Genomic DNA, 21,532 nt, shown 5'->3' with positions numbered 1-21,532 from the left:
CGTGTATCTTGACATCGAGATAAATGACGAGCGGCGACCAGGCTGTCCTCATTGCGCGCCGCGTTGCTGCGCGCGCGACGATGGACGGCGACGCCGCTCGAGGGCCCGCTTCGCGACCGCGGGTTCCGGCAGGACGGAAGAGGAGAGGCGATGGCCAGCGTCAACAGCTTCAACGCGAAGGAAACCCTGAACGTCGGGGAGACCGCGTACGAGATCTATCGGCTGGGAGCGGTGACGGGCGAGGGCCTGGACGTCGACTCGCTGCCGTTCAGCCTGAAGGTGCTCCTGGAGAACCTCCTCCGCACCGAGGACGGCGCCGACATCACGGCGGACGACATCAAGGCACTCGCCGGGTGGGACGCCGACGCGGACCCGAGCAAAGAGATCCAGTTCACGCCTGCGCGCGTGATCATGCAGGACTTCACGGGCGTCCCGTGCGTCGTCGACCTTGCCACCATGCGTGAGGCGATGGCTGATCTCGGCGGCGACCCCAGCAAGATCAACCCGCTCGCGCCCGCCGAGATGGTCATCGACCACTCGGTGATCGCCGACGTCTTCGGCACGCCGGACGCGTTCGAGCGCAACGTCGAGATCGAGTACGAGCGCAACCGCGAGCGCTACCAGTTCCTCCGCTGGGGCCAGACCGCGTTCGACGACTTCAAGGTCGTCCCGCCCGGCACCGGCATCGTGCACCAGGTCAACATCGAGCACCTCGCCCGTACGGTCTTCACCCGCACCGTCGACGGCGTCCTCCAGGCCTACCCCGACACCTGCGTCGGCACCGACTCGCACACGACCATGGTCAACGGCCTCGGCGTCGTCGGCTGGGGCGTCGGTGGCATCGAGGCCGAGGCTGCGATGCTCGGCCAGCCGGTCTCGATGCTCATCCCGCGCGTCGTCGGCTTCAAGCTCTCGGGCGAGCTCCCGGAGGGCTCCACCGCCACCGACCTCGTGCTCACGATCACGGAGATGCTGCGTGAGCACGGCGTCGTCGGCAAGTTCGTCGAGTTCTACGGCTCCGGTGTCGGTGCCGTGCCGCTGGCCAACCGCGCCACCATCGGCAACATGAGCCCCGAGTACGGCTCGACCATCGCGGTCTTCCCGATCGACGACGAGACGACGAAGTACCTCCGCCTGACCGGGCGGTCCGAGGAGCAGATCGCCCTCGTCGAGGCCTACGCAAAGGCCCAGGGCCTGTGGCACGACGCCGACCGGGAGCCGCGCTACTCCGAGTACCTCGAGCTCGACCTCTCGACGATCGTCCCGTCCATCGCCGGCCCGAAGCGTCCTCAGGACCGTATCGTCGTCTCCGACGCCAAGGAGGCGTTCCGCACCGTCCTCGCCAACTACGTCGAGGACGACCAGACCGGCGGCGACGACCGCAAGCCCGGTGTCCCGCCGCAGGAGAAGCCGTACGGCGTCACCGTCGGCGCCGACGAGGCGTCGGCCGAGTCGTTCCCCGCGAGCGATGCGCCGGCGACGAACGGGAACGGCAACGGTCACGACGACGCCGCCGCGCCGGCCGACTGGCACTCCGCGGCTCCCAAGGACGGGGGTCGCCCGAGCAACCCGCAGCGCGTGACCACCGCGGACGGCACGACGTACGAGCTGGACCACGGCGCGGTCACGATCGCCGCGATCACGTCGTGCACCAACACGTCCAACCCGTCGGTGATGATCGGCGCAGCCCTGCTGGCCAGGAACGCCGTCGAGAAGGGCCTGGAGCGCAAGCCGTGGGTCAAGACCACCCTGGCGCCCGGGTCGAAGGTCGTCTCCGACTACTACGCGCGCGCAGGCCTCACCCCGTACCTCGACAAGCTCGGCTTCAACCTCGTCGGCTACGGCTGCACCACGTGCATCGGCAACTCCGGCCCGCTGATCCCCGAGGTGTCGCAGGCGGTCAACGACGGTGATCTCGCCGTCACGTCCGTGCTGTCGGGCAACCGCAACTTCGAGGGTCGCATCAACCCCGACGTCAAGATGAACTACCTGGCGTCCCCGCCGCTGGTCGTCGCGTACGCGCTGGCCGGCACGATGGACACCGACCTGTTCAACGAGCCGCTCGGCCAGGACCAGGAGGGCAACGACGTCTTCCTGCGCGACATCTGGCCGGCGCCCTCGGAGGTCGAGGAGGTCGTCGCCGGTGCCATGTCGGCCGACACCTTCAAGAGCGAGTACGCCGACGTGTTCGCCGGTGACGAGCGCTGGCAGTCGCTGCCGACGCCGGAGGGCGACGTCTTCGAGTGGGACGCCGACTCGACGTACGTCCGCAAGGCGCCGTACTTCGACGGGATGGAGCACGAGCCCTCGCCGGTCACCGACATCGAGGGCGCCCGCGTGCTCCTCAAGCTCGGCGACTCCGTCACGACGGACCACATCTCGCCTGCGGGCGCGATCAAGAAGGACAGCCCGGCCGGCAAGTACCTCGCCGAGCACGGTGTGGAGCCGCGCAACTTCAACTCGTACGGCTCGCGTCGCGGCAACCACGAGGTCATGATCCGCGGCACGTTCGCCAACATCCGGCTCCGCAACCAGATGGCGCCGGGGACCGAGGGCGGCTTCACCCGTCAGCTGAACGAGAACGGTGAGGTCACGACCGTCTTCGAGGCGTCGGAGAGGTACCAGGCGGCGGGCATCCCGCTCGTGGTGCTGGCCGGCAAGGAGTACGGGTCCGGCAGCTCCCGCGACTGGGCAGCCAAGGGCACCGCCCTGCTGGGCGTCAAGGCCGTCATCGCCGAGTCGTACGAGCGGATCCACCGCTCCAACCTGATCGGCATGGGCGTCCTGCCGCTGCAGTTCCCCGCGGGTCAGAACGCGGAGTCGCTCGGCCTCACCGGTGAGGAGACGTTCTCGTTCACCGGCGTCACCGGGCTCAACGAGGGTCGGACGCCCAAGACGGTCAAGGTCACCGCGGCCGGCGCCGACGGTGAGAGCGTCGAGTTCGACGCGATCGTCCGCATCGACACGCCGGGTGAGGCGAACTACTACCGCAACGGCGGCATCATGCCGTACGTGCTCCGGTCGCTCCTCGCCTGAGTGCTCCGATCCTGCGCTAGCCACGCCCGGGCCGATTTTGTTGCAGCGACGACAAAATTGGACCCGGGCGTGCTAGTTTCGCCTCGCTCGGACACCACAGGGAGAGGTACGACGCGGTGCCACTGCAGCAGCAGCGACCGACCGGCAAGGGTGCCAACCAGGAGGCGGTACGCCGCCACAACCTGGGCACCCTGCTCGGCCACGTCCACCGTGACGGGGACGTGTCCCGGGCCGATCTCACCACCCGGATGGGGCTCAACAGGTCGACGATCGCCGCACTTGTCGGCGAGCTGGAGCGCCTCGGCGTCGTCGCCCAGGCGACGCCCGGGGGCGACCGCCAGGGCGCGGGGCGGCCGTCGCTGCACGTACGCCCGGGGGAGCGGCAGGTCTGCGTGGTCGCCGTCGAGCTGCGGGTGGAGAGCATCGAGCTCGCCCGGGTCGGCCTCGGCGGGGCCGTACTCGATCGCGCGTCGTCACCCCTCGCGCCCCAGGTGACGCCGGAGGCGGTGGCCGAGCAGGTCGCGCGCACGACGGCCGAGCTGCTCGTGGACGTCCCGGACGACGCCCTCCTGGTCGGTGTGGGCGTCGGGATCCCCGGCATCGTCTCGACCGAGGACGGACGCATCCACTACGCGCCCAACCTGCAGTGGAGAGATGTGCCCTTCGGAGACCTGCTCCAGCAGCGGATCGGCGGCCGGGTCCCGGTGGTGATCGGCAACGACGCCAACCTCGGTGTGCTCGCCGAGCACACCCGCGGCGTGGCGCGAGGCATGTCGGACGTGGTCTACCTCGCTGGAGACGTCGGCGTCGGTGCCGGCCTGATCACGCGGGGCCGAGGGCTCTTCGGCACGGTGGGGTACGCCGGCGAGGTGGGTCACATGCGGATCTCCTCGGACGGCCGACGCTGCCGGTGCGGCAACCGTGGGTGCTGGGAGACCGAGATCGGGGCGGTGGCGGTCGCCGACGCGCTCGGGACGCCCTCGCACGACATCGCGCACCTCGTCTCGCTGCTCGAGGAGGTGCGTACGCCGTCGCTGCCGCTGCGCGAGGTCGGCTACAAGCTCGGGGTAGGGATCACCAACCTCGTCAACGTCTTCGACCCGCAGGCCGTCATCCTCGGCGGCCTGCTGAGCGCGCTGTATCCCGCGGTCCGCGCGGATGTCGACGCCGAGCTCCGTCATGGCACGTTGGATGCCACCGACCGGCGTACGGAGATCCTGCTGCCCGGCCTGGGGCGCGACTCGGTGCTGGTGGGGGCCGGCGAGCTGGCCTTCGGAGCGATGATGGCCGATCCGCTGCTGGTCTCCGCCGAGGCGGAGTCGGTGGTCGGGCGCGTGCGGTCGACGATCTCGGTCTAGCCCGCGAGGCGCCTCACGCCCGGAGCTCGCGCTCGAGCGGCGTCGGGAAGGAGGCCGTGACGGTCGCGCCGTCGAGTCGCGCCTGTATCTGCGCGGCAGCCTGGTCGACGGTCTCGGTGGCGTCGGCACCGACGTCCTCGAGGAGCCGGTAAACGACCTCGCCGTCGGGCCGGACCGCCCAGCCTCCGACGATCCTGCCGTCCCACCACACCGTGGGCCCGATGTTGCCCATCCGGTCGAACAGACGCTCGCGGTGCTCGCCGAGATACCACCCGCGATGCTTCCAACCCATCGGCGTCGGGTCGAGCGCGGGGAGCAGGGTCGCGCCGGGCTCGGGGGCGTCGGGCATCTCGGTGCCGGACAGGGCGACCCCCTGCCCCTCGGACAGCTCGACGTCGACGAGGTCAAGCCCGGCGAGTGCGGCGCGGGTCTGGGTCTTGTTCCAGCCGGTCCACCACTGGAGGTCGTCGCCGGTCGCCGGACCGAAGGCCTCCAGCCAGCGCTCGGCGAGCCGGACGCGGGCGTCGGCCTCTGGGAGGTCGGGGAGACCGCTGGGGAACCACGCCTCCATCGGCGCCCAGGTGTGGTGGCGCGACGTCCAGGACCCGCGGGGCTCCGTGCGCACCATGCGACCCTCCGCGGAGAGCAGCGCGAGCGTCGGCGAGGTCACCGTCCGGCGGACGTCCCACGCCTTGTCGGTGGTGGGCAGGATCGCGGTGCGAAGCTCGGGGACGGCTTCGCTGAGCTGTGCGCCGGTCGCCGTCCCTGCCTCTCGCAGGGCGGCGCCGACGGCCCCCTCGACGTGCGCGAGCCATGTGGCCGGGTCGGGGACGGGCGGGTCGGTCGGCAGGGTCGCGAGCTGCTTGAGCAGTCGGGTCCGCAGCATCCGGGCGACGCCGAGGCTGGCTCCCGCGTGGATGACCGGCAGGTCCTCGCGGTCGGCGACGAACAGGGTGCGGCGCATCGCGAGGACGCGCACCAGCGTCCGTCGCTCGTACATCGCCTCTCGCACGTCGGCGATGGTCAGGGACCCTGCGCGCGCGAGCACGGAGAGATAGACCGTCGCGGGGTCGGTCGCGTGGAGCACGAGCACGCCGCGCACGATCTCCTCGACCGTCGGTGTGGACCTCGACGGGCTCACACCCACCCGGTGGCCGACCATGAGGCGGTGACGTCGTTGCTCGTCGGTGATGCGCACCGGACCATCCTGGCGTGCCGCTCGGACGTTTCGGTTCGGGCTCGCGCCGCGGCGCTCGTACGCTGACGGCGTGACCATCCACTCCGAGCACCCGTTCCTGCCGCCCGAGGGCGAGCGGGATCCCGTCCGGCGGTTCCGCGGCCGGCTTCCGCAGGCGGTCACGGTGTGCACCGCGGGCGCCGGCCGGTCGCGTGCCGGGTTGACCGTCTCGTCCCTCGTCGTCGCCGAGGGGGACCCGGCTCACGTCCTCCTCCTGGTCGACGAGGACAGCGACCTCGCCGATGCGCTCGTGGTGGGTGCACCGTTCGTGGTCAACGTCGTGGGGGCGCGCGACCGGGCGCTCGCCGACCCCTTCGCCGGTACGGCGCCGGCCCCGGGCGGCCCGTTCAGGCTGGGAACGTGGACGGAGACGCCGTACGGTCCCGTGCTGGCGTCGGCGACCGCGTGGCTCGGCGCGAGAGTGGCGCGCGAGCCGCGTCAGGTGGGCTGGCCGCTGCTGGTCGAGGGAGTGGTGGAGACGGTCGAGATCGCCGACGACGCACCGGCGCTCGCCCATCTCCGGGGGCGGTACGTGGACCTCGGCGGGTGACCTGACAGTGCTTGTATAAGCGCTGTTAGACTTCCGGGATGACCACGAGCGGCTCCCCGGACGATCCCACCGACGTCGACTTCTGGCGGCCGCTGCGAACGCTCCGCGACGCGATGGAGGCCGAGCTCGCCGCGCTCTACCGCGACCGTGGCCTGACGGTCCGTCCGCGTCTGACCAGGCCGGTGATCACGCTCGCCCGCACCGGCCCGATGACGATCCGCGAGCTCGCGGACGCGCTCGAGGTGACGCACTCGGCCGCCAGCCAGACGGTCGGCGTCCTTCGCGGCGACGGTCTCGTCGAGACGACGCCCGGCCGCGATGCGCGGACGAGAGTCGTCACGCTGACCGCGCACGGTCGGGCGCTCGTTCCTCTCCTCGAAGCGGAGTGGCGGGCGACCGAGCAGGCGCTGCTCGACCTCGACAGCGAGACCCCGTACCCGTTCCTTGCGGTGGTGGCCGACCTGGCCGCAGCGTTGGAGCGACGCCCGTTCCGGGAGCGGGTGGAGGAGCACCTGTCGGTGACGGTCCCGGCGTGACGGCGGGGTCCCGGCTGCTCGACGTCCGGCCGCTGCGGACGAGCCGGCCGTTCGTGCGCCTCTGGTCCGGGAGCATGCTCGCCGCGCTCGGGGGACAGATGAGCCTGGTCGCGCTCCTCCAGCAGGTCTGGGACCTCACGGGCAGCGCAGCGCTGATGGGCACTCTCGGCCTGGCCCACGCGGTGCCGATGATCGTCCTGGGCCTGTACGGCGGTGCGCTCGCCGACGCGACCGACCGGCGACGCGTGGTGCTGACGACGACCGGTGGCAGTGCGGTGGTCGCGGTGCTGCTGGCCGTCCAGGCGGCGTCGTACGACCGGTCCCTGGCCCTCGTCCTCGGTCTGGTCGTGCTGCAGGCGGGGATCAGCGCCCTGGGTGCCCCCGCCCGCCGGGCGATGGTGGCCAGGCTGCTCCCGCTCGACGAGGTGGGGGCCGGTGTCGCCCTTACCCACGTCGGCTTCCAGGTCTCGATGCTGGTGGGTCCCGCCCTCGGAGGGCTGCTGGTCGCGCTCGGTGGACCGGCGGGGTGCTTCCTCGTCCAGGCGGCTGTGCTCCTGGTGGCGTGGGGCGTCACCCGCGGGCTGCCTCCGGTGCCGCTGGGAGCTGGCGAGACCGGGGGAGCGGAGCGGCGGGCCGTACGCCGCGGTCTGCGGTACGTCGTGAGGTCGTCGGTCCTGCGCGGCGCGATGCTCACCGACGTGCTGGCCACGGTGCTGGTCATGCCGGTGTCGCTCTTCCCGGTCGTCGTCGACGCGCGGTTCGGGGGTGATCCCGCGGTGACGGGCCTGCTTCTCTCCGCCGTCGGTGCCGGTGGCATCCTCGGAGGTCTCGCGTCGGGGGTGGCGACCAGGTCAGCCCGTCCCGCGCGGGTGGCGATCGGCGCCGCGACGCTCTGGTGCGTGGCCGTCGCAGCGTTCGGAGCCTCGCCGTGGCTGCTGCCGGCGCTCGCGGCGCTCGCGGTCGCCGGCGCTGCCGACACGCTCGCGGTGATCGCCAGGGGTGTGGTGACGCAGCTGGCGACCACCGACCGCTATCGCGGCAGGGTGTCCTCGGTCGAGCACGTCGTGGGGGTCGCGGGCCCCGACCTCGGCAACGTGCGCGGGGGAGCGGTGGCCGGTCTGACGTCACCGGAGGCCGCTCTGGTCTCCGGCGGGATCCTCGGCGCCGCCGGGGTCCTCGTCGTGGCGGCGACGCACCCCGACCTGCGTGCGTTCACCCGCGTGAGGCCCGACCAGCACGCGTAGCGAAGGCGTCGAGCGCCGCGACGACCTCGGGGCAGTGCCAGACCCGGTGACGGACCCCCGAGCCGACCTGGACGAGGATGCCGGCGTCCACGAGCCGGTCGATGGCCGACTGGGCGGCGACGTCGCTGATGCCCAGCTCGCGCGCGACCAACGGGTTGTCGACGGCGGGGTGCCGCACGAGCAGCGGCGGCATCCGGTGGACCGCGGCGTCGCGGCGGGCCACGACCCGGCGAGACCACTGGTCGCGCAGCTCGATCAGGTCGGCCACGAGGAGGTTGCCGTTGGCGATGGCGCGCATCGTCGCGCCCGCCATCTCGGCGACGATCGGGGCGGGATCGCCGTCACGGTAGGCGCCGAGCGCCGCGAAGTAGCGGGACGTGTCGGTGAGCAGGCCGGCCGAGATCGGCACGGTGACCCGCTGGGAGATGCCCTTGCTGCGCAGGACGGCGTGGACCAGCGCCCGGCCGGTGCGACCGTTCCCGTCGGTGAACGGGTGGATCGTCTCAAGCTGCGCGTGTGCGAGCGCCGCCTGAACGAGCACGGGCAGGTCGTCGCGGCGCACGAAGGCGATGAGGTCGGCCATCGCCTCCGGGACGCGGCTGTGGTGCGGGGGCACGAATTCGGCCGCGTGCGGGCTGTACGGGGTGCCTCCGACCCACACCTGCTCGTCCCTCCACCGCCCGGCGCGGCTCGGGTCGCTGTCGGCGAGCAGCGTGCGGTGCAGGGCCAGCACGGAGGCGAGGTCGAGACGGTCGGCGAGCGCGAGCGCCGCGCGCATGGTCGCGACGTTGCGTGCGACCAGTCGGGCCTCGGGCCCGGTGGCCGCTCCGATCTCGGCCAGGGCCAGCTGGTGCGCCCCCGCGGTGAGGTTCTCGATCTGAGACGACGAGGCGGACTCGCTGCGCAGGAGGATCGTGCTCATCGGTCCGAGCTCGGTCAGCTCCGTCGCCTCCGGCTCCGGGTGGTCGCTGAAGGCTCGCGAGACCCAGGTGTCGAACCGGGCGACCTCGACCGCCGCCTCCTCCGCCTCGGCGATCAGCGCCGTGTCGAGGTCGACCTGCGCCGCGGTGATGGCCGGGACGACGGCCGCCTCGTACGGCTCAGGGTGCCGGCGGCGCCGGTGACGGGCGAGCCCGGCGGCGGGCCGGTCGGGCCAGGGCCGCTCCTCCCACCGCACCGCCGGCCACGGAACCTTGTCCATGACCGCACGTTACCGAAGGTTCTCGCCGTTTCCTTCGCTCGCGAGCGCGCCCAGACGCGCCCGGATCCGTGCCGCGTACTCGTCGGCCTCGCCGTCGCCGTACCTGGTCCGCGGCCAGAAGAAGCCGCGCAGACCGTCCCCCTTGGTGCGGGGGACCACATGGACGTGCAGGTGTGGCACGGACTGGGAGACGACGTTGTTGGCAGCGACCCACGTCCCCTGGGCGCCGAGGGCCTCCGGCAGCGCTCTCGCGATCTGCTGCACGACGGCGAAGTAGGGGCCGAGCCGCTCCACGGGCAGGTCCGGCAACGTCACCACGTGCTCGCGAGGGACGACGAGGACGTGGCCCTTGAAGACGGGACGATGGTCCAAGAAGCCGATCGTGTCGGCGTCCTCGTGCACGATGGGGGCTGCCAGCTCCCCGGCGACCACGCGACAGAACGTGCACGACGCGTCGTACGACTCAGACATGGAGGCATCGAACCATGGGCACAGCGCTGTCACAGGACGACCTCGCACTGAGGACCCTCGCCCGCCAGTTCCCCAGGTCCACGGGCACGGCGGTCGACGACCTGGTCTCGTTGTACTCCGCGCTCGGACCGGTCCAGACTCAGGTCCCGCGCGCGGCGTTCGTCTTCGCGGCGTCGCGGCTGCCCGGCATCACCCACGAGACGGTCGTCGAGGCGTTCGAGTCCTACGCGCTGGTCAAGGGCACGACGCTGCGTGGGACGGTCCACAGCTCGACGCCGTTGCACCACGCCTGGTCGGCCGCGATCACCCGCGGCTGGCTCGACACGTCGCTGACCAAGGCGCTGTCGCTGCAGGCCGTGTCCTCCGACGACGTACGCGCCGAGACCGCCGCGTACGCCGCCGACCTCTGGCGCGAGCGCGACGACCTCGTGGCCCACGTGCTCGAGTGGCTGGGCGAGCACGAGCCGGACGGCCGTGGTGTCGCGGCCGACACCTCCACCCGCAACCTGATCCGCTCGGCGCCCGGGCTCGTCCGTCGTCCGCCCGACCGTCGCTGGCACACCCGCACCGACACCCTCTACCGGGCGGCGGTTGCCGTGGTCGACGTCGACGTCGACGCTCACGACCCCGACGTCGCCCGCCGTGCGCTGGTGCGGACACATCTCGCGTCGTACGGGCCCGCGACCCGCCGTGACGTGGCGTGGTGGCTGGGCGAGCGGCTCCGTCCCGTCGACGCGGCCGTCGACGCCCTCGGGGACGAGATCGTGCGGCTGGAGGGCCCCGACGGCACGACCTATCTCGACCTTGCCGACGCACCCGACGGCAGCACGTACGAGGGTGGGGTCAGGATGCTGCCCGAGTTCGACGGCGTCCTGCTCGGGTTCGAGGGGACGGGGCCGGAGCGCGGACGCTTCACCGCGATCGACAACCTGCCCACGATCTTCAACAAGGTCAACGGCATGTGCAGCCCGATCGTGCTCGACGGGACTCGCATCGTCGCTCGATGGAGGATCGTCCCGAGGGGTGCCCGGATCGACGTCGAGGTGCTCCCGCTCCCGGGCGAGCGCCCGCCCGACGAGGCGGCCGTCGCCGACGCGCTGACCGCCGTCGAGGCGGTACTCGACACCGAGGTCGCCGAGCTCCGCACGGTCGTGGAGTGACCTGGCGCGGGCGACGGTTCCGTGGGTAGTTGGAGGCGATGGCCTAAGATCGAATGACGCCCACCCAGACCCGCGGAGGACCATGAGCACGCTCGATCGCATCAGCCAACCGAGCGATCTGCGGGATCTCACCGACCCCGAGCTCGACGCGCTCGCCGAGGAGATCCGCGAGCGGCTGATCGTCGCCGTCGCCACGCACGGGGGGCACCTCGGCCCGAACCTCGGGGTCGTCGAGCTGACGATGGCGATCCATCGGGTGTTCGACTCTCCGCGCGACCGGGTGATCTTCGACACCGGTCACCAGGCGTACGTGCACAAGATGCTGACCGGCCGGGCTGCTGAGTTCGAGAACCTCCGTACCGAGGGCGGCCTCTCCGGCTACCCGAGCCAGGCCGAGTCGGCCCACGACGTCGTGGAGAACTCCCACGCGTCGACCAGCCTCTCCTATGCCGACGGGCTGGCGAAGGCGAACATGGTCACCGGCCGGCCCGACCACGTGATCGCGGTGATCGGCGACGGCGCCCTGACCGGCGGCATGGCCTGGGAGGCGCTCAACAACATCGCCGCCAACGTCGACCGGCGCCTGGTGGTCGTCGTCAACGACAACGGCCGGTCCTACCGTCCGACCGTCGGCGGTCTCGCCAACCACCTGGCGCGGCTGCGCACCAACCCGCGCTACGAGCCGACGCTCAAGGCGGTGCGCGAGCGCCTCACTCAGACCAACGCGGTGGGACAGGTGACCTACGAGGCGCTCCACGCGATCAAGAAGGGTCTCAAGGACGCGCTCTACCCGCAGGGCATGTTCGAGGACCTCGGTCTCAAATACATCGGACCTATCGACGGCCACGACCGGCCGATGGTGGAGGAGGCGCTGGCACGGGCGCGGACCTACGGAGGGCCGGCGATCGTCCACGTCATCACGACGAAGGGTCAGGGCTACGAGATCGCGGTGGCCAACGAAGAGGACCAGATGCACCAGGCCAAGGCGTTCGACCGCCTGACCGGTGAGGCGCTGGCCGTGGAGCCGACCTCGTGGACGTCGGTCTTCCGCGACGAGCTGGTCCGGATCGGTGACGAGCGCCGCGACGTCGTCGCGATCACGGCGGCCATGCTGTCGCCGACCGGCCTCGACGCGTTCGCCGACAAGTTCCCCGAGCGCACCTACGACGTGGGCATCGCCGAGCAGCACGCGGTGACCAGCGCGGCGGGCCTGGCGATGGGCGGGCTCCACCCGGTCGTCGCGGTCTACGCGACGTTCCTCAACCGGGCGTTCGACCAGGTCCTGCTCGACGTCGCCCTGCACCGGTGCGGCGTGACGTTCGTGCTCGACCGCGCCGGCGTCACCGGTGACGACGGTCCCAGCCACAACGGCATGTGGGACATGTCGATCCTTCAGGTGGTGCCCACGCTGCAGCTGGCGGCGCCGCGCGACGGCACTCGTCTCCGTGAGCTGCTCCGCGAGGCGGTGGCGGTCGACGATGCGCCGACCGTGGTGCGCTTCCCCAAGGGAGGCGTGTCCGACGACGTCGAGGCCGTCGACGTCGTGGGCCGCAGCGACGTGCTGCTGCGCGAAGGCGCGGAGGACGTGCTCGTGGTCGCCGCCGGCCCGATGGTCCACCAGGCGCTCGACGCCGCAGCGCTGCTGCGGGCGGAGGGTGTCGGTGTCACGGTCGTCGACCCCCGGTGGGTCAAGCCACTCGACCCTGCTCTCGTCGAGCTTGCCGCGCGACACCGTCTTCTCGTCACGATCGAGGACAGCGGCCGTGTGGGCGGGATGGGGTCGGTCCTCACCCAGATGCTCGCCGACGCCGACGTCCGCACCCCGGTGCGCGTCCACGGCGTCACGCAGGAGTTCTTCGACCACGCCAAGCGTGCCGTCCTCCTCGAGCGGATGGGCCTGACCGGAGAGGCCGTCGCGGCCGACACGCTGGCACGTCTCTGACCTGCCGGAGCCGCGCGCACGCGGCATAGTGTCCCCGAGGGAGAGGGGACCCCGATGGCCAGGAGCGCGCTGTTCCGTACGAAGTCGGTCGAGCAGTCCATGAAGGACACCGACGATCCCGAGACACGACTCAACCGCAACCTCGGAGCCCTCGACCTGATCGTGTTCGGCGTCGGCGTGATCGTGGGCGCCGGCATCTTCGTCCTCACCGGTCAGGCGGCCGCGACGACGGCCGGGCCCGCGATCGCCATCTCGTTCCTCGTCGCGGCTCTCGCCTGCGGCCTCGCCGCCCTCTGCTACGCCGAGTTCGCGTCCACCGTGCCGGTCGCGGGCAGCGCCTACACCTTCTCCTACGCCACCTTCGGCGAGCTGATCGCCTGGACGATCGGCTGGGACCTGGTGCTCGAGTTCACCGTCGGCTCGGCGGCCCTTGCGTCCGGCTTCTCCTCGTACTGGAACAACCTCGTCGAAGGCACGTTCCTCGAGCTCCCCGCGCAGCTCAGCACCGCGGCGGGCACGGGTGTCGTCGACATCCCTGCCATCGTGATCTCGCTGCTCGTGATGTGGGTGCTGATCGTCGGCATCAAGTTCTCCAGCCGGATCAACCAAGTCGTCGTGGCCATCAAGGTCGCCGTCGTGCTGCTCGTCATCATCGCGGGCATCCGCTACATCGACGCGCAGAACTGGTCGCCGTTCGTTCCGCCGTCGGAGCCACCGGCGCCTGGGGAGGGGGGCTGGCTCAAGACCCCGCTCGTCCAGTCCCTCCTCGGGCTCGATCCCGCGGTGTACGGCGTCGCCGGGATCTTCACCGGCGCAGCGATCGTCTTCTTCGCCTTCATCGGCTTCGACGTGGTCGCCACCACCGCGGAGGAGACGCACAACCCGCAGCGCAACGTCCCGATCGGGATCTTCGGGTCGCTCGCGATCGTCACCGTGCTCTATATGGCGGTCAGCCTGGTGATCACGGGCATGCAGAACTTCCACGACATCGACCCGGAGGACGGCGCTCCGCTCGCGACCGCGTTCGACGCCGTCGGGGTGGGCTGGATGGGCGACGTGATCTCGGTCGGCGCCTGCATCGGGCTCGTCGTCGTGGTGATGATCCTCATGCTCGGGCAGACCCGCGTGGCCTTCGCGATGGCGCGTGACGGGCTTCTCCCGCGGTGGCTCGCCCAGACCCACGGCGAGCGCCACACGCCCCACCGGATCACCTTCGTCACCGGGATCGCGGTGGCGGCGATCTCCGGGTTCGTCGACCTCTCCACGCTCGCCGACCTCGTCAACATCGGCACGCTCTTCGCGTTCGTCCTGGTCAGCGTCGGCGTGGTCATCCTGCGCCGTACCCGCCCGGACCTCGATCGAGGCTTCCGCGTCCCGGGCGCCACCGCGGTCGCCGTCGTCGCGGTCATCGCCTGCGTGTACCTGATGCTGAACCTGGTCGGCGAGACCTGGGTGCGGTTCTTCATCTGGATGGCGCTCGGTTTCGTCGTCTACTTCGCCTATGGGCGCAGGCACAGCCGGGTCGGCCGGGCAGCGACGGAGGCGGCCGGCGAAGGGGTCGAGAGCCGCTCCACGTAGGCTTGATGGTGTGCCCCCGGCCCGCCGCGACGCGTCGGACCGCCCGCCCCCGGGGAATGCGGCATGCCCGGTCGACGTTGGGAGGTGTCGTGATGCGAAGGCTTTTCAGCAGGCTGCGGAGGACTCGTCCCGGCTCGGAAGCGCTCGACGGGCTGCCTGAGGGCGTCCGTCCCGCGATGCTCTACGCGTTCGACGGCTTCCTCAATGCCGGCTCGGCCCCGAGGATCGCCGTCGAGCACCTGGAGTCCCGCGACGAGGGTGAGGTGCTCCACGAGTTCGACCTCGACGACTACTTCGACTACCGCGCGCGGCGACCTCCGATGGTCTTCGACCGCGACCGCTACACCGACTACGACCGTCCGTCGCTGGAGCTGAGGCTCCACCACGACGACCACGGCGCGCCGTTCCTCGTCCTGACCGGTCCCGAGCCTGATTTCCGGTGGGAGCAGTTCGCCGAGGAGGTCCACGAGCTCATCGAGGAGTACGGCGTCGAGCTCGTCGTCGGTCTCGGGGCGATCCCGATGGGCGTTCCGCACACCCGTCCATCGGTCATCACCAACCACGCCAGCCGGCGTGAGCTGCTCGACAGGCCTAACCTGTTCCGAGCGCAGGTCGTCGTCCCGGCGAGCATCCAGTCGGTGCTCGAGCTGCGGCTCGGCGAGTGGGGCCACGATGCGATCGGCTACGTCGCCCACGTCCCGCAGTACGTCGCCCAGGTGGAATACCCGAGCGCGTCGGTCGCGCTGCTGGAGGCCGTCATCAGCGGCACGGGTCTGACGTTCGACCTCGAGGAGCTCAGGCTGCAGCAGGCCGAGGCCGTCGCCGACATCCACAAGCAGGTGGAGGAGCAGGACGGCGGCGACGTGCTGGCCGGGCTGGAGCGCCAGTACGACCAGATGAACCGATCCGCGGTGGAGCCGCTCGTGGCCGACGAGTCCGAGCTGCCGACGGGCGACGAGATCGGTGAGCAGTTCGAGGAGTTCCTCGCGCAGCTCGACCGGCCCGAGTCGAGCTCCGGAGAGTAGTCGGTCACACCCGAGGCGTCCCCGCCTACACCGGCCTCCGACGGCCGGTGCGCCGTGAGACGATGACGTCCGTGCCAGCAACCATCGAACAGCTCGTGGACCTCCTCGACCTCGAGAGGCTCGAGGAAGACCTGTACCGCGGCACCCACCCCGCAGACAGCACGCTGACGCGGGTGTTTGGCGGACAGGTCGCTGCGCAGGCGCTGATGGCCGCGTCGCACAGCGTCCCCGAGGACCGCCCGGTCCACTCGCTCCACGTCTACTTTCTCCTCGGCGGCGACCCGAGCGTGCCGATCATCTACGACGTCGAGCGCATCCGTGACGGGGGATCGTTCTCCACCCGGCGGGTCTCCGCGCGCCAGCACGGCAAGGTCATCTTCTACATGACCGCGTCGTTCCACCGGCGCGAGGACGGCTACGAGCACCAGAACGCGATCCCGGAGGTCCCACCCGTCGAGTCGACGCCGGTGCTCTCGGAGGTGCTCGAGTTCGTCGACCCGCGGGCAGCCGAGCACTGGCGCGCCGAGTGGTCGGCGCTCGAGGTCCGCTACGTCGGCGACAACCGTGCGGCCGACGACCCGGCTCGTGGGCTCGCGCCCTCGATCCAACGGCTGTGGCTGCGTGCCGCCGGAGACCTTCCGGACGACCCGGTCCTCAACGCGTGCGTGCTGACTTACATCAGCGACCTCACGCTCCTGGGCAGCTCGTTGGTGGTCCACGGGCTGACGGTCGGGTCGCCGCGGATCCAGCCCGCCTCGCTCGACCACGCCGTGTGGTTCCACCGCCCGGTCCGTGCCGACCAGTGGATGCTGTACGACCAGGTGTCGCCGTCGGCGATCGGCGCACGAGGGTTCGCGACCGCCAACATCTTCGCCGAGGACGGCGCACTCGTGGCGTCGGTGGCCCAGGAGGGCTTGATCCGTCCGATCGAGCCACGTCCGCAGGCCTGACCGCCCCGGGACGGTGACTCCGCCGTCACCGTCCCTGGGACACGGTCAGCGCGGATCGATCCGGGCGACGAGATGTGTGGGAGCGGGCTTGTCCTCCCGCGCGTGCCCGGTGATGCCGAGCAGTAGGCGGTCGCCGTCGGAGGCCGAGCCGAACTGAACCGTGGCCGGTAGCAGGATCGGGCGTCGCAGCTCCGCGACCACCGTGCAGGCGTCGGGCAGCCGGTTGTCGACCGCTGCGAGGGCGCGTGCCTGGCTCCACATGCCGTGCGCGATCTGCCGGGGGAAGCCGAACGCCCGTGCGCTCAGCCGCGACAGATGAATCGGGTTGCGGTCGCCCGACACCGCGGCGTACCGCCGTCCGAGTCCGGCGTCGAGCCTCCAGGTGGCTGAGCCGCGGGGAGCCTCCACACCCTCGAGCGGCGGGATCTCTGCCTCCGCAGCCCCGCCACCTCCACGGCGCAGGAGCGTCATCGTCTCCTCCCACACGACCTCGTCCCCGACCCGGGCGGTGCTGACGACGTCGATCAGCCGTCCCTTGGGGTGGTCGCGCAGGCCCGTTGCCCGCACGCTCACGTCGTACCGCTCCGTGACCGTGATGGGACGGTGCTGCGTGATGCTGCTGCGGAGGTGCACCAGGCCCATCGGGGCGAACGGGAAGGCGGTGTCGACCATGAGGGCCATCTGCAGCCCGAACGCTGCGAGGTGGGGGTAGGTCACCGGCAACCGGTCTCGGAGCGCGAACCCGCAGACGTCGGCGTACGCGGCCAGGTGGTCGAGGTCTGTGGTGACACCGGAGCGTTCGAGCGTCACCTCAGGGACCGAGCCCGCCGTGTGGCGTACTCCGGGGAGCCCGCCGACGAACGGGATCGCCGGCAGCGCGGCGCGCGCGTACAGCGGGAGGATCGCCGGGGCCGCCTCGAAGTGCCGGACGGTCACCTCAGGCGCCCAGCAGGCTCTGGCCGCAGACGCGGACGACGTTGCCGGAGACGGCGGTGGAGCCCGGGTTGGCGAACCACGCGATGGTCTCCGCCACGTCGACCGGCTGGCCGCCCTGCGACATCGAGTTCATCCGGCGGCCGGCCTCGCGGATCGTGAGCGGGATCGTCTTGACCATGTCGGTCTCGATGAAGCCCGGCGCGACCGCGTTGACCGAGATGCCGTCCTCGGCGACCCGGGGGGCGAGCTCGTTCACCCACCCGATCACGCCCGCCTTCGACGCGGCGTAGTTGGTCTGACCGTTGTTGCCGGCGATCCCGGCGATGGACGAGACACCGAGGACGGTGCCGCCCGAGCGGATGAGCTTCTGGTCGAGCAGCTCCGCGGTGATGCGCTGGGGGGCGTCGACGTTGATCTCGACCACCTTGTGCCAGTTCTCCGTCTTCATGTTGCGCAGCCGCTTGTCGCGAGTGATGCCGGCGTTGTGGACGACGATGTCGACGCCACCGTGGTGCTGCATGACGTAGGCGGCGATCCGCTGGGGCGCGTCCGGGGCGGTGATGTCGAGGACGATCGACTCACCTCCCAGCGCCGCCATCTCACGCTGGAGGTCGTCGGCCAGCTGCGCGACGTCGAGCCCGATCACGGTGGCTCCGTCGCGGTGCAGGGTCTGGGCCATCGCGAGGCCGAGCCCGCGGGACGCGCCGGTCACCAGGGCGACCTTGCCCGTCAGCGGCGCGAGGGGATCGAACGACGGCGCGTCGGTGACGCCCGCGGTGCCGATGCGGACGACCTGACCGCTCACGTAGGCGGACTTGGGGGAGAGGAGGAAGCCGAGCGTGGAGGCGATCGCCCCCTCCGCGCCGCGTGCGACGTACACGGTCTGGGCGGTCGACCCCTTGCCCAGCTCCTTGCCGAGCGACCGCGACACACCCTCGAGCGCGCGCTGGGCGATCGCGCGTCCGGCGGAGTCGGCGTGCTCAGGAGGCGTGCCGATCAGGACGACGCGGCCGCTGGCGCCGAGGTTGCGCAGCACCGGCGTGAGGAACTCCTGCAGGAGGTCGAGGTCGGCCGCGGACTCGAGACCCGTGGCGTCGAACACGATGCCCTTCAACCGCTCGCCGTCGGCCACGCTGCGGGTGACCGTGACCGCGAGGGTGCCCAGCGCGTCGTCGAGCGCGGTGCCCAGGGTGCTGCCGGGAGCAGCGCCGACGAGGACGGTGCCCGACACGAGCGGATCGCCGGCGCGGTAGCGCTCGAGCCGGGGCGGGTCGGGCAGCCCCAGGTTCTTCACCAAGAACTTCCCGACCGGGGTGTGGACGAGGTCTTGGTAGCGGTCACTCATGTCGTGTGTCCTACCTCTCGAATACTCTTGGTATCTGGATCTGGTGCTCTACCGTAACCTAGAGTTACAGTCCCGACCAGGCTCGTCCAGTTCGGTCGTACGACTGTGGCCAACGCAACGACGTCCTCCCAAGGAGATCCCATGGCACCCACCACTCAGCGCTCCGCCAGCGGTCCGCGGCGGGTCGCCGTCGTCGGCGGCAACCGGATCCCGTTCGCCCGGTCCAACTCCGTCTACGCGCACGCGTCCAACCAGGACATGCTCACCGCCGCCCTCGACGGGCTGGTGGAGCGCTACGACCTGGCAGGGGAGCGGGTGGGCGAGTTCGCCGCGGGTGCCGTGCTCAAGCACAGCCGTGACTTCAACCTCGCTCGCGAGACGGTCCTCGGCTCACGGCTCGACCCCACGACGCCGGCCTACGACGTGCAGCAGGCCTGCGACACGGGCATCCAGGCAGCGATCCAGGTGGCCAACAAGATCGCCCTCGGCAAGATCGACGTCGGCATCGCCGGCGGCTCCGACACGACCTCCGACGCGCCGATCGCGGTGGGTGAGGGCCTTCGCAAGGCGCTGCTCGAGGCCAATCGCGCCAAGGACCTCAAGGGACGCCTCGCCGCCCTGGCCAAGATCAGGCCGTCCGACATCGTGCCTGCCATCCCTCAGAACTCCGAGCCCCGCACCGGCCTCTCGATGGGCGAGAGCCAGGCGTTGACGACGCTCGAGTGGGGGATCAGCCGCGAGGAGCAGGACGCGCTCGCCGTGGAGTCGCACCACAAGCTCGCTGCGGCGTACGACCGTGGCTTCCTCGACGACCTGATGACGCCCTACCTCGGCCTCGAGCGCGACCAGAACCTCCGCCCGGACTCGTCCCTGGAGCGGCTCGCCAAGCTCAGGCCGGTGTTCGGCAAGGGCGAGTCCGCCACCATGACCGCCGCCAACTCGACCCCGCTGACCGACGGCGCCTCGACGGTGCTGCTCGCGTCGGAGGAGTACGCAGCGACGAAGGGGTGGGAGCCGTTGGCCTACCTCACCGAGTACGAGACCGCTGCCGTCGACTACGTCGACGGCAGCGAGGGGCTGCTGATGGCGCCGGCGTACGCGATGCCTCGGATGCTGGCGCGTGCCGGGCTGTCGCTGCAGGACTTCGACTACTACGAGATCCACGAGGCGTTCGCGTCGCAGGTGCTCACCACGCTCAAGGCGTGGGAGGACCCGATCTTCTGCAAGGAGCGCCTCGGGCTCGACGCTCCGCTCGGCTCGATCGACCGGAGCAAGCTCAACGTCGTCGGGTCGTCGCTCGCCGCGGGACACCCGTTCGCGGCCACCGGTGGTCGCATCGTCGCGACGCTGGCCAAGCTGCTCGCCGAGAAGGGCTCCGGGCGGGGAGTGATCTCCATCTGCGCCGCAGGCGGGCAGGGCGTGACGGCGATCCTGGAGCGCTGACCGGGCCGCGGTCGAGGCCCGTCGGCGCTCTCAGCCGACGGGCTCGTCCGCGATCGCCATCGCGTGCGCCGCACGGATGGTGTGGCGCTTGACGGCCTCCCAGCTCACACGGCGCACGGTCGGGACGCCGGGCGCCCCCTCGCTCACCAGGAGCTGGTTGCGGGCGAACTGCAGCGCGCCGAGCGACTGCGTGTAGAGCATGTTGGCGAGCATGTAGGGGTCGTCGACATGGAAGTCGCCGGACTTGTTGCCGGCCTCGAGCACCTCGGCGAGCACGCCGAGAGGGCCGAGCATGCCGCGGCCCAGCCGGATCATCGCTCCCTCCGAGACGCTCTCGAAGAGCTCCTCGCCGGACTTGCTCAGGAGGTCCAGGGCGCAGTCGACGAAGGCGGGATGCTCGTGACCGCGGTCGAGGAAGGCGCTGGCGACCCGCTCGAGGCGTTCGGCGGGGGTGCGGCTCTCGTCGTCGGCGTCGCGCATCACCTCGGCGAGCTCGTCGAGATAGCCGACCAGGGTCAGCGCGAAGAGCTCCTCCTTGCCGGAGAAGTGTCGATAGATGATCGCACGGTTGATCCCGACGGACTGGGCGATGTCCTCGATCTGCGCGTCGCGCAGCCCGACCGTGTCGAACAGGTGGCGCGTCGCCCGGATGATGTCGTCCTCGCGAGCGCGTCTCCGTGCGGCCGTCGCTCGCGCGCCGCGCGGCGTTCGCGGCCCAGGTGCCCCGGCGTTCTCATCTCCCACACCCGGAGTCTAGAGGGCGGCCGTGCCTTCTGGTGCGAACGGCTCCGGCGAGGCTCCGATCACGCGGTAGCGTGGTCCGCACGGCACGGATCCGTCATCCGACGTACGACGACAGCGTGAGGGAGCAGGATGCGGCGAGGTGCGGCAGTGGTCGTGGGTGCGGGTCTGGTGCTCGGGTCGTTCCTGGCGTCCGGGCCGGCGGGCGCGAGCAGCTGTGTGCCGACGCCGGTGGCCGAGCAGCTCGATCGCGCCGATGCGGTGTTCGTGGGCACGGTCACTCCGAGCGGCGCCGGCGACGATGCCGTCGTCGTGGCAGTGAGCGACGTCTACAAGGGCGAGGTCCCGCGGACGACGCCCGTCGTCGTTCCCGAGGTCGGCCCGCCGCCGTCGTTCGAGGACGACCGGCAGTACGTCTTCTTCGTCGAGGCCGCGGCCGGTGCCCTCGTGTCGAGGGTCTGCGGCGGGACCCGCCCGGTCGCCGACGCCGTCCTCGACGACCTGGAGGCAGCGACGTCGGACCGGTCGGCGTACCGCCCCGCACCGGTCGCCCCGAGCCCGTCCGATGCCGGACCGTCGGCGGTGGAGGACGGTGGGACCGCCGACGGAGCCGGTGGGGGAGCGAGCGCGACCCCGGAGGACACCTCGGAGGCCGACTCGCCGCCCCCGGTGCTCATCGGGATCGTCGTCGCGGCCGTCGTCCTGGTGGTCGTCGGAGGACCGTTCGTCGTGCGCCGTCGTGCACGCAGGGAGACTGTCGGTCCCACGACGTAGGCTCG

At 71.2% G+C, this 21,532-nt stretch carries 18 protein-coding genes; 12 read left to right on the top strand and 6 right to left on the bottom strand.

Annotation, left to right across the window (positions count from 1 at the left end):
* Window positions 1-150 precede the first annotated feature (150 nt).
* Together KV097_RS04880 and KV097_RS04875 are read left to right on the top strand one after the other, a co-directional pair.
* On the top strand, window positions 151-3,036 hold the full coding sequence (locus KV097_RS04880) for an aconitate hydratase (RefSeq protein WP_220365227.1): 2,886 nt from the start codon (window positions 151-153) through the stop codon (window positions 3,034-3,036).
* Between the two features lie 116 nt (window positions 3,037-3,152).
* Complete coding sequence (locus tag KV097_RS04875) at window positions 3,153-4,394, top strand: ROK family transcriptional regulator (RefSeq protein WP_220341529.1); 1,242 nt, start codon at window positions 3,153-3,155, stop codon at window positions 4,392-4,394.
* Between the two features lie 13 nt (window positions 4,395-4,407).
* On the opposite strand, the gene KV097_RS04870 is transcribed toward KV097_RS04875, so the two are convergent.
* Window positions 4,408-5,592, bottom strand: a complete 1,185-nt coding sequence (locus tag KV097_RS04870) for a winged helix DNA-binding domain-containing protein (protein WP_220365226.1) — start codon at window positions 5,590-5,592, stop codon at window positions 4,408-4,410.
* A gap of 70 nt (window positions 5,593-5,662) precedes the next feature.
* On the opposite strand from KV097_RS04870, the gene KV097_RS04865 reads away from it, so the two are divergent.
* From KV097_RS04865 to KV097_RS04855, 3 genes are read left to right on the top strand one after another with little or no spacing between them, the layout of a single operon-like run.
* Window positions 5,663-6,181: a flavin reductase family protein gene (locus KV097_RS04865; RefSeq protein WP_308289345.1), complete on the top strand. Its 519-nt coding sequence runs from the start codon at window positions 5,663-5,665 to the stop codon at window positions 6,179-6,181.
* 38 nt (window positions 6,182-6,219) lie between these two features.
* Window positions 6,220-6,717 carry a MarR family winged helix-turn-helix transcriptional regulator gene (locus KV097_RS04860; RefSeq protein WP_220365225.1) on the top strand — a complete coding sequence of 166 codons (498 nt, stop codon included), beginning with the start codon at window positions 6,220-6,222 and terminating at the stop codon, window positions 6,715-6,717.
* Window positions 6,714-7,961 carry an MFS transporter gene (locus KV097_RS04855; protein ID WP_220365224.1) on the top strand — a complete coding sequence of 416 codons (1,248 nt, stop codon included), beginning with the start codon at window positions 6,714-6,716 and terminating at the stop codon, window positions 7,959-7,961. Before KV097_RS04860 ends, KV097_RS04855 begins: the two co-directional genes overlap by 4 nt.
* On the opposite strand, the gene KV097_RS04850 is transcribed toward KV097_RS04855, so the two are convergent.
* Window positions 7,930-9,162 carry a Fic family protein gene (locus tag KV097_RS04850; protein WP_220365223.1) on the bottom strand — a complete coding sequence of 411 codons (1,233 nt, stop codon included), beginning with the start codon at window positions 9,160-9,162 and terminating at the stop codon, window positions 7,930-7,932. The two genes, KV097_RS04855 and KV097_RS04850, sit on opposite strands and share 32 nt — an antisense overlap.
* A 9-nt stretch (window positions 9,163-9,171) precedes the next feature.
* Window positions 9,172-9,633 (bottom strand): HIT family protein, encoded by a 462-nt coding sequence (locus KV097_RS04845; protein ID WP_220341535.1) that lies wholly within the window; start codon window positions 9,631-9,633, stop codon window positions 9,172-9,174.
* A 14-nt stretch (window positions 9,634-9,647) separates the two neighbouring features.
* Here KV097_RS04845 and KV097_RS04840 point away from each other — a divergent pair, with 14 nt between their 5' ends.
* The 5 genes from KV097_RS04840 (at window position 9,648) to KV097_RS04820 (ending at window position 16,288) form a co-directional block, all read left to right on the top strand.
* Window positions 9,648-10,793 carry a DNA glycosylase AlkZ-like family protein gene (locus KV097_RS04840; RefSeq protein WP_220365222.1) on the top strand — a complete coding sequence of 382 codons (1,146 nt, stop codon included), beginning with the start codon at window positions 9,648-9,650 and terminating at the stop codon, window positions 10,791-10,793.
* An 82-nt stretch (window positions 10,794-10,875) separates the two neighbouring features.
* Window positions 10,876-12,735: a 1-deoxy-D-xylulose-5-phosphate synthase gene (dxs, locus tag KV097_RS04835; protein WP_220341537.1), complete on the top strand. Its 1,860-nt coding sequence runs from the start codon at window positions 10,876-10,878 to the stop codon at window positions 12,733-12,735.
* Between the two features lie 54 nt (window positions 12,736-12,789).
* The gene (locus KV097_RS04830; protein WP_220341538.1) at window positions 12,790-14,313 is read left to right on the top strand and encodes an amino acid permease; all 1,524 of its coding nucleotides are present in this window, start codon (window positions 12,790-12,792) and stop codon (window positions 14,311-14,313) included.
* A gap of 92 nt (window positions 14,314-14,405) precedes the next feature.
* Complete coding sequence (locus KV097_RS04825) at window positions 14,406-15,338, top strand: PAC2 family protein (protein ID WP_220341539.1); 933 nt, start codon at window positions 14,406-14,408, stop codon at window positions 15,336-15,338.
* Window positions 15,339-15,409: 71 nt separating this feature from the next.
* Window positions 15,410-16,288, top strand: coding sequence for an acyl-CoA thioesterase II (locus KV097_RS04820; protein ID WP_220341540.1), 879 nt, complete (start codon window positions 15,410-15,412; stop codon window positions 16,286-16,288).
* Between the two features lie 45 nt (window positions 16,289-16,333).
* Here the strand turns inward: KV097_RS04820 and KV097_RS19665 are convergent, their stop codons facing one another.
* Window positions 16,334-17,224: a MaoC family dehydratase gene (locus KV097_RS19665; protein ID WP_220341541.1), complete on the bottom strand. Its 891-nt coding sequence runs from the start codon at window positions 17,222-17,224 to the stop codon at window positions 16,334-16,336.
* Window position 17,225: 1 nt separating this feature from the next.
* Window positions 17,226-18,569: a 3-oxoacyl-ACP reductase gene (locus KV097_RS04810; protein ID WP_220365221.1), complete on the bottom strand. Its 1,344-nt coding sequence runs from the start codon at window positions 18,567-18,569 to the stop codon at window positions 17,226-17,228.
* A gap of 141 nt (window positions 18,570-18,710) precedes the next feature.
* Here KV097_RS04810 and KV097_RS04805 point away from each other — a divergent pair, with 141 nt between their 5' ends.
* Entirely contained in the window at window positions 18,711-20,012 is a 1,302-nt protein-coding gene (locus KV097_RS04805) for an acetyl-CoA C-acetyltransferase (protein ID WP_220341543.1), read from the top strand.
* Between the two features lie 30 nt (window positions 20,013-20,042).
* Here the strand turns inward: KV097_RS04805 and KV097_RS04800 are convergent, their stop codons facing one another.
* The gene (locus KV097_RS04800; protein WP_220365220.1) at window positions 20,043-20,756 is read right to left on the bottom strand and encodes a TetR/AcrR family transcriptional regulator; all 714 of its coding nucleotides are present in this window, start codon (window positions 20,754-20,756) and stop codon (window positions 20,043-20,045) included.
* Between the two features lie 129 nt (window positions 20,757-20,885).
* Between KV097_RS04800 and KV097_RS04795 the strand changes: the two genes are divergently transcribed.
* The gene (locus tag KV097_RS04795; protein ID WP_220365219.1) at window positions 20,886-21,527 is read left to right on the top strand and encodes a hypothetical protein; all 642 of its coding nucleotides are present in this window, start codon (window positions 20,886-20,888) and stop codon (window positions 21,525-21,527) included.
* Window positions 21,528-21,532 lie beyond the last annotated feature (5 nt).

The sequence above is a fragment of the Mumia sp. zg.B17 genome (assembly GCF_019550915.1).
Taxonomy (GTDB): domain Bacteria; phylum Actinomycetota; class Actinomycetes; order Propionibacteriales; family Nocardioidaceae; genus Mumia.
Note: the sequence above shows the minus strand (reverse complement) of the source record. Positions and strands in the feature narration are given on the sequence as shown.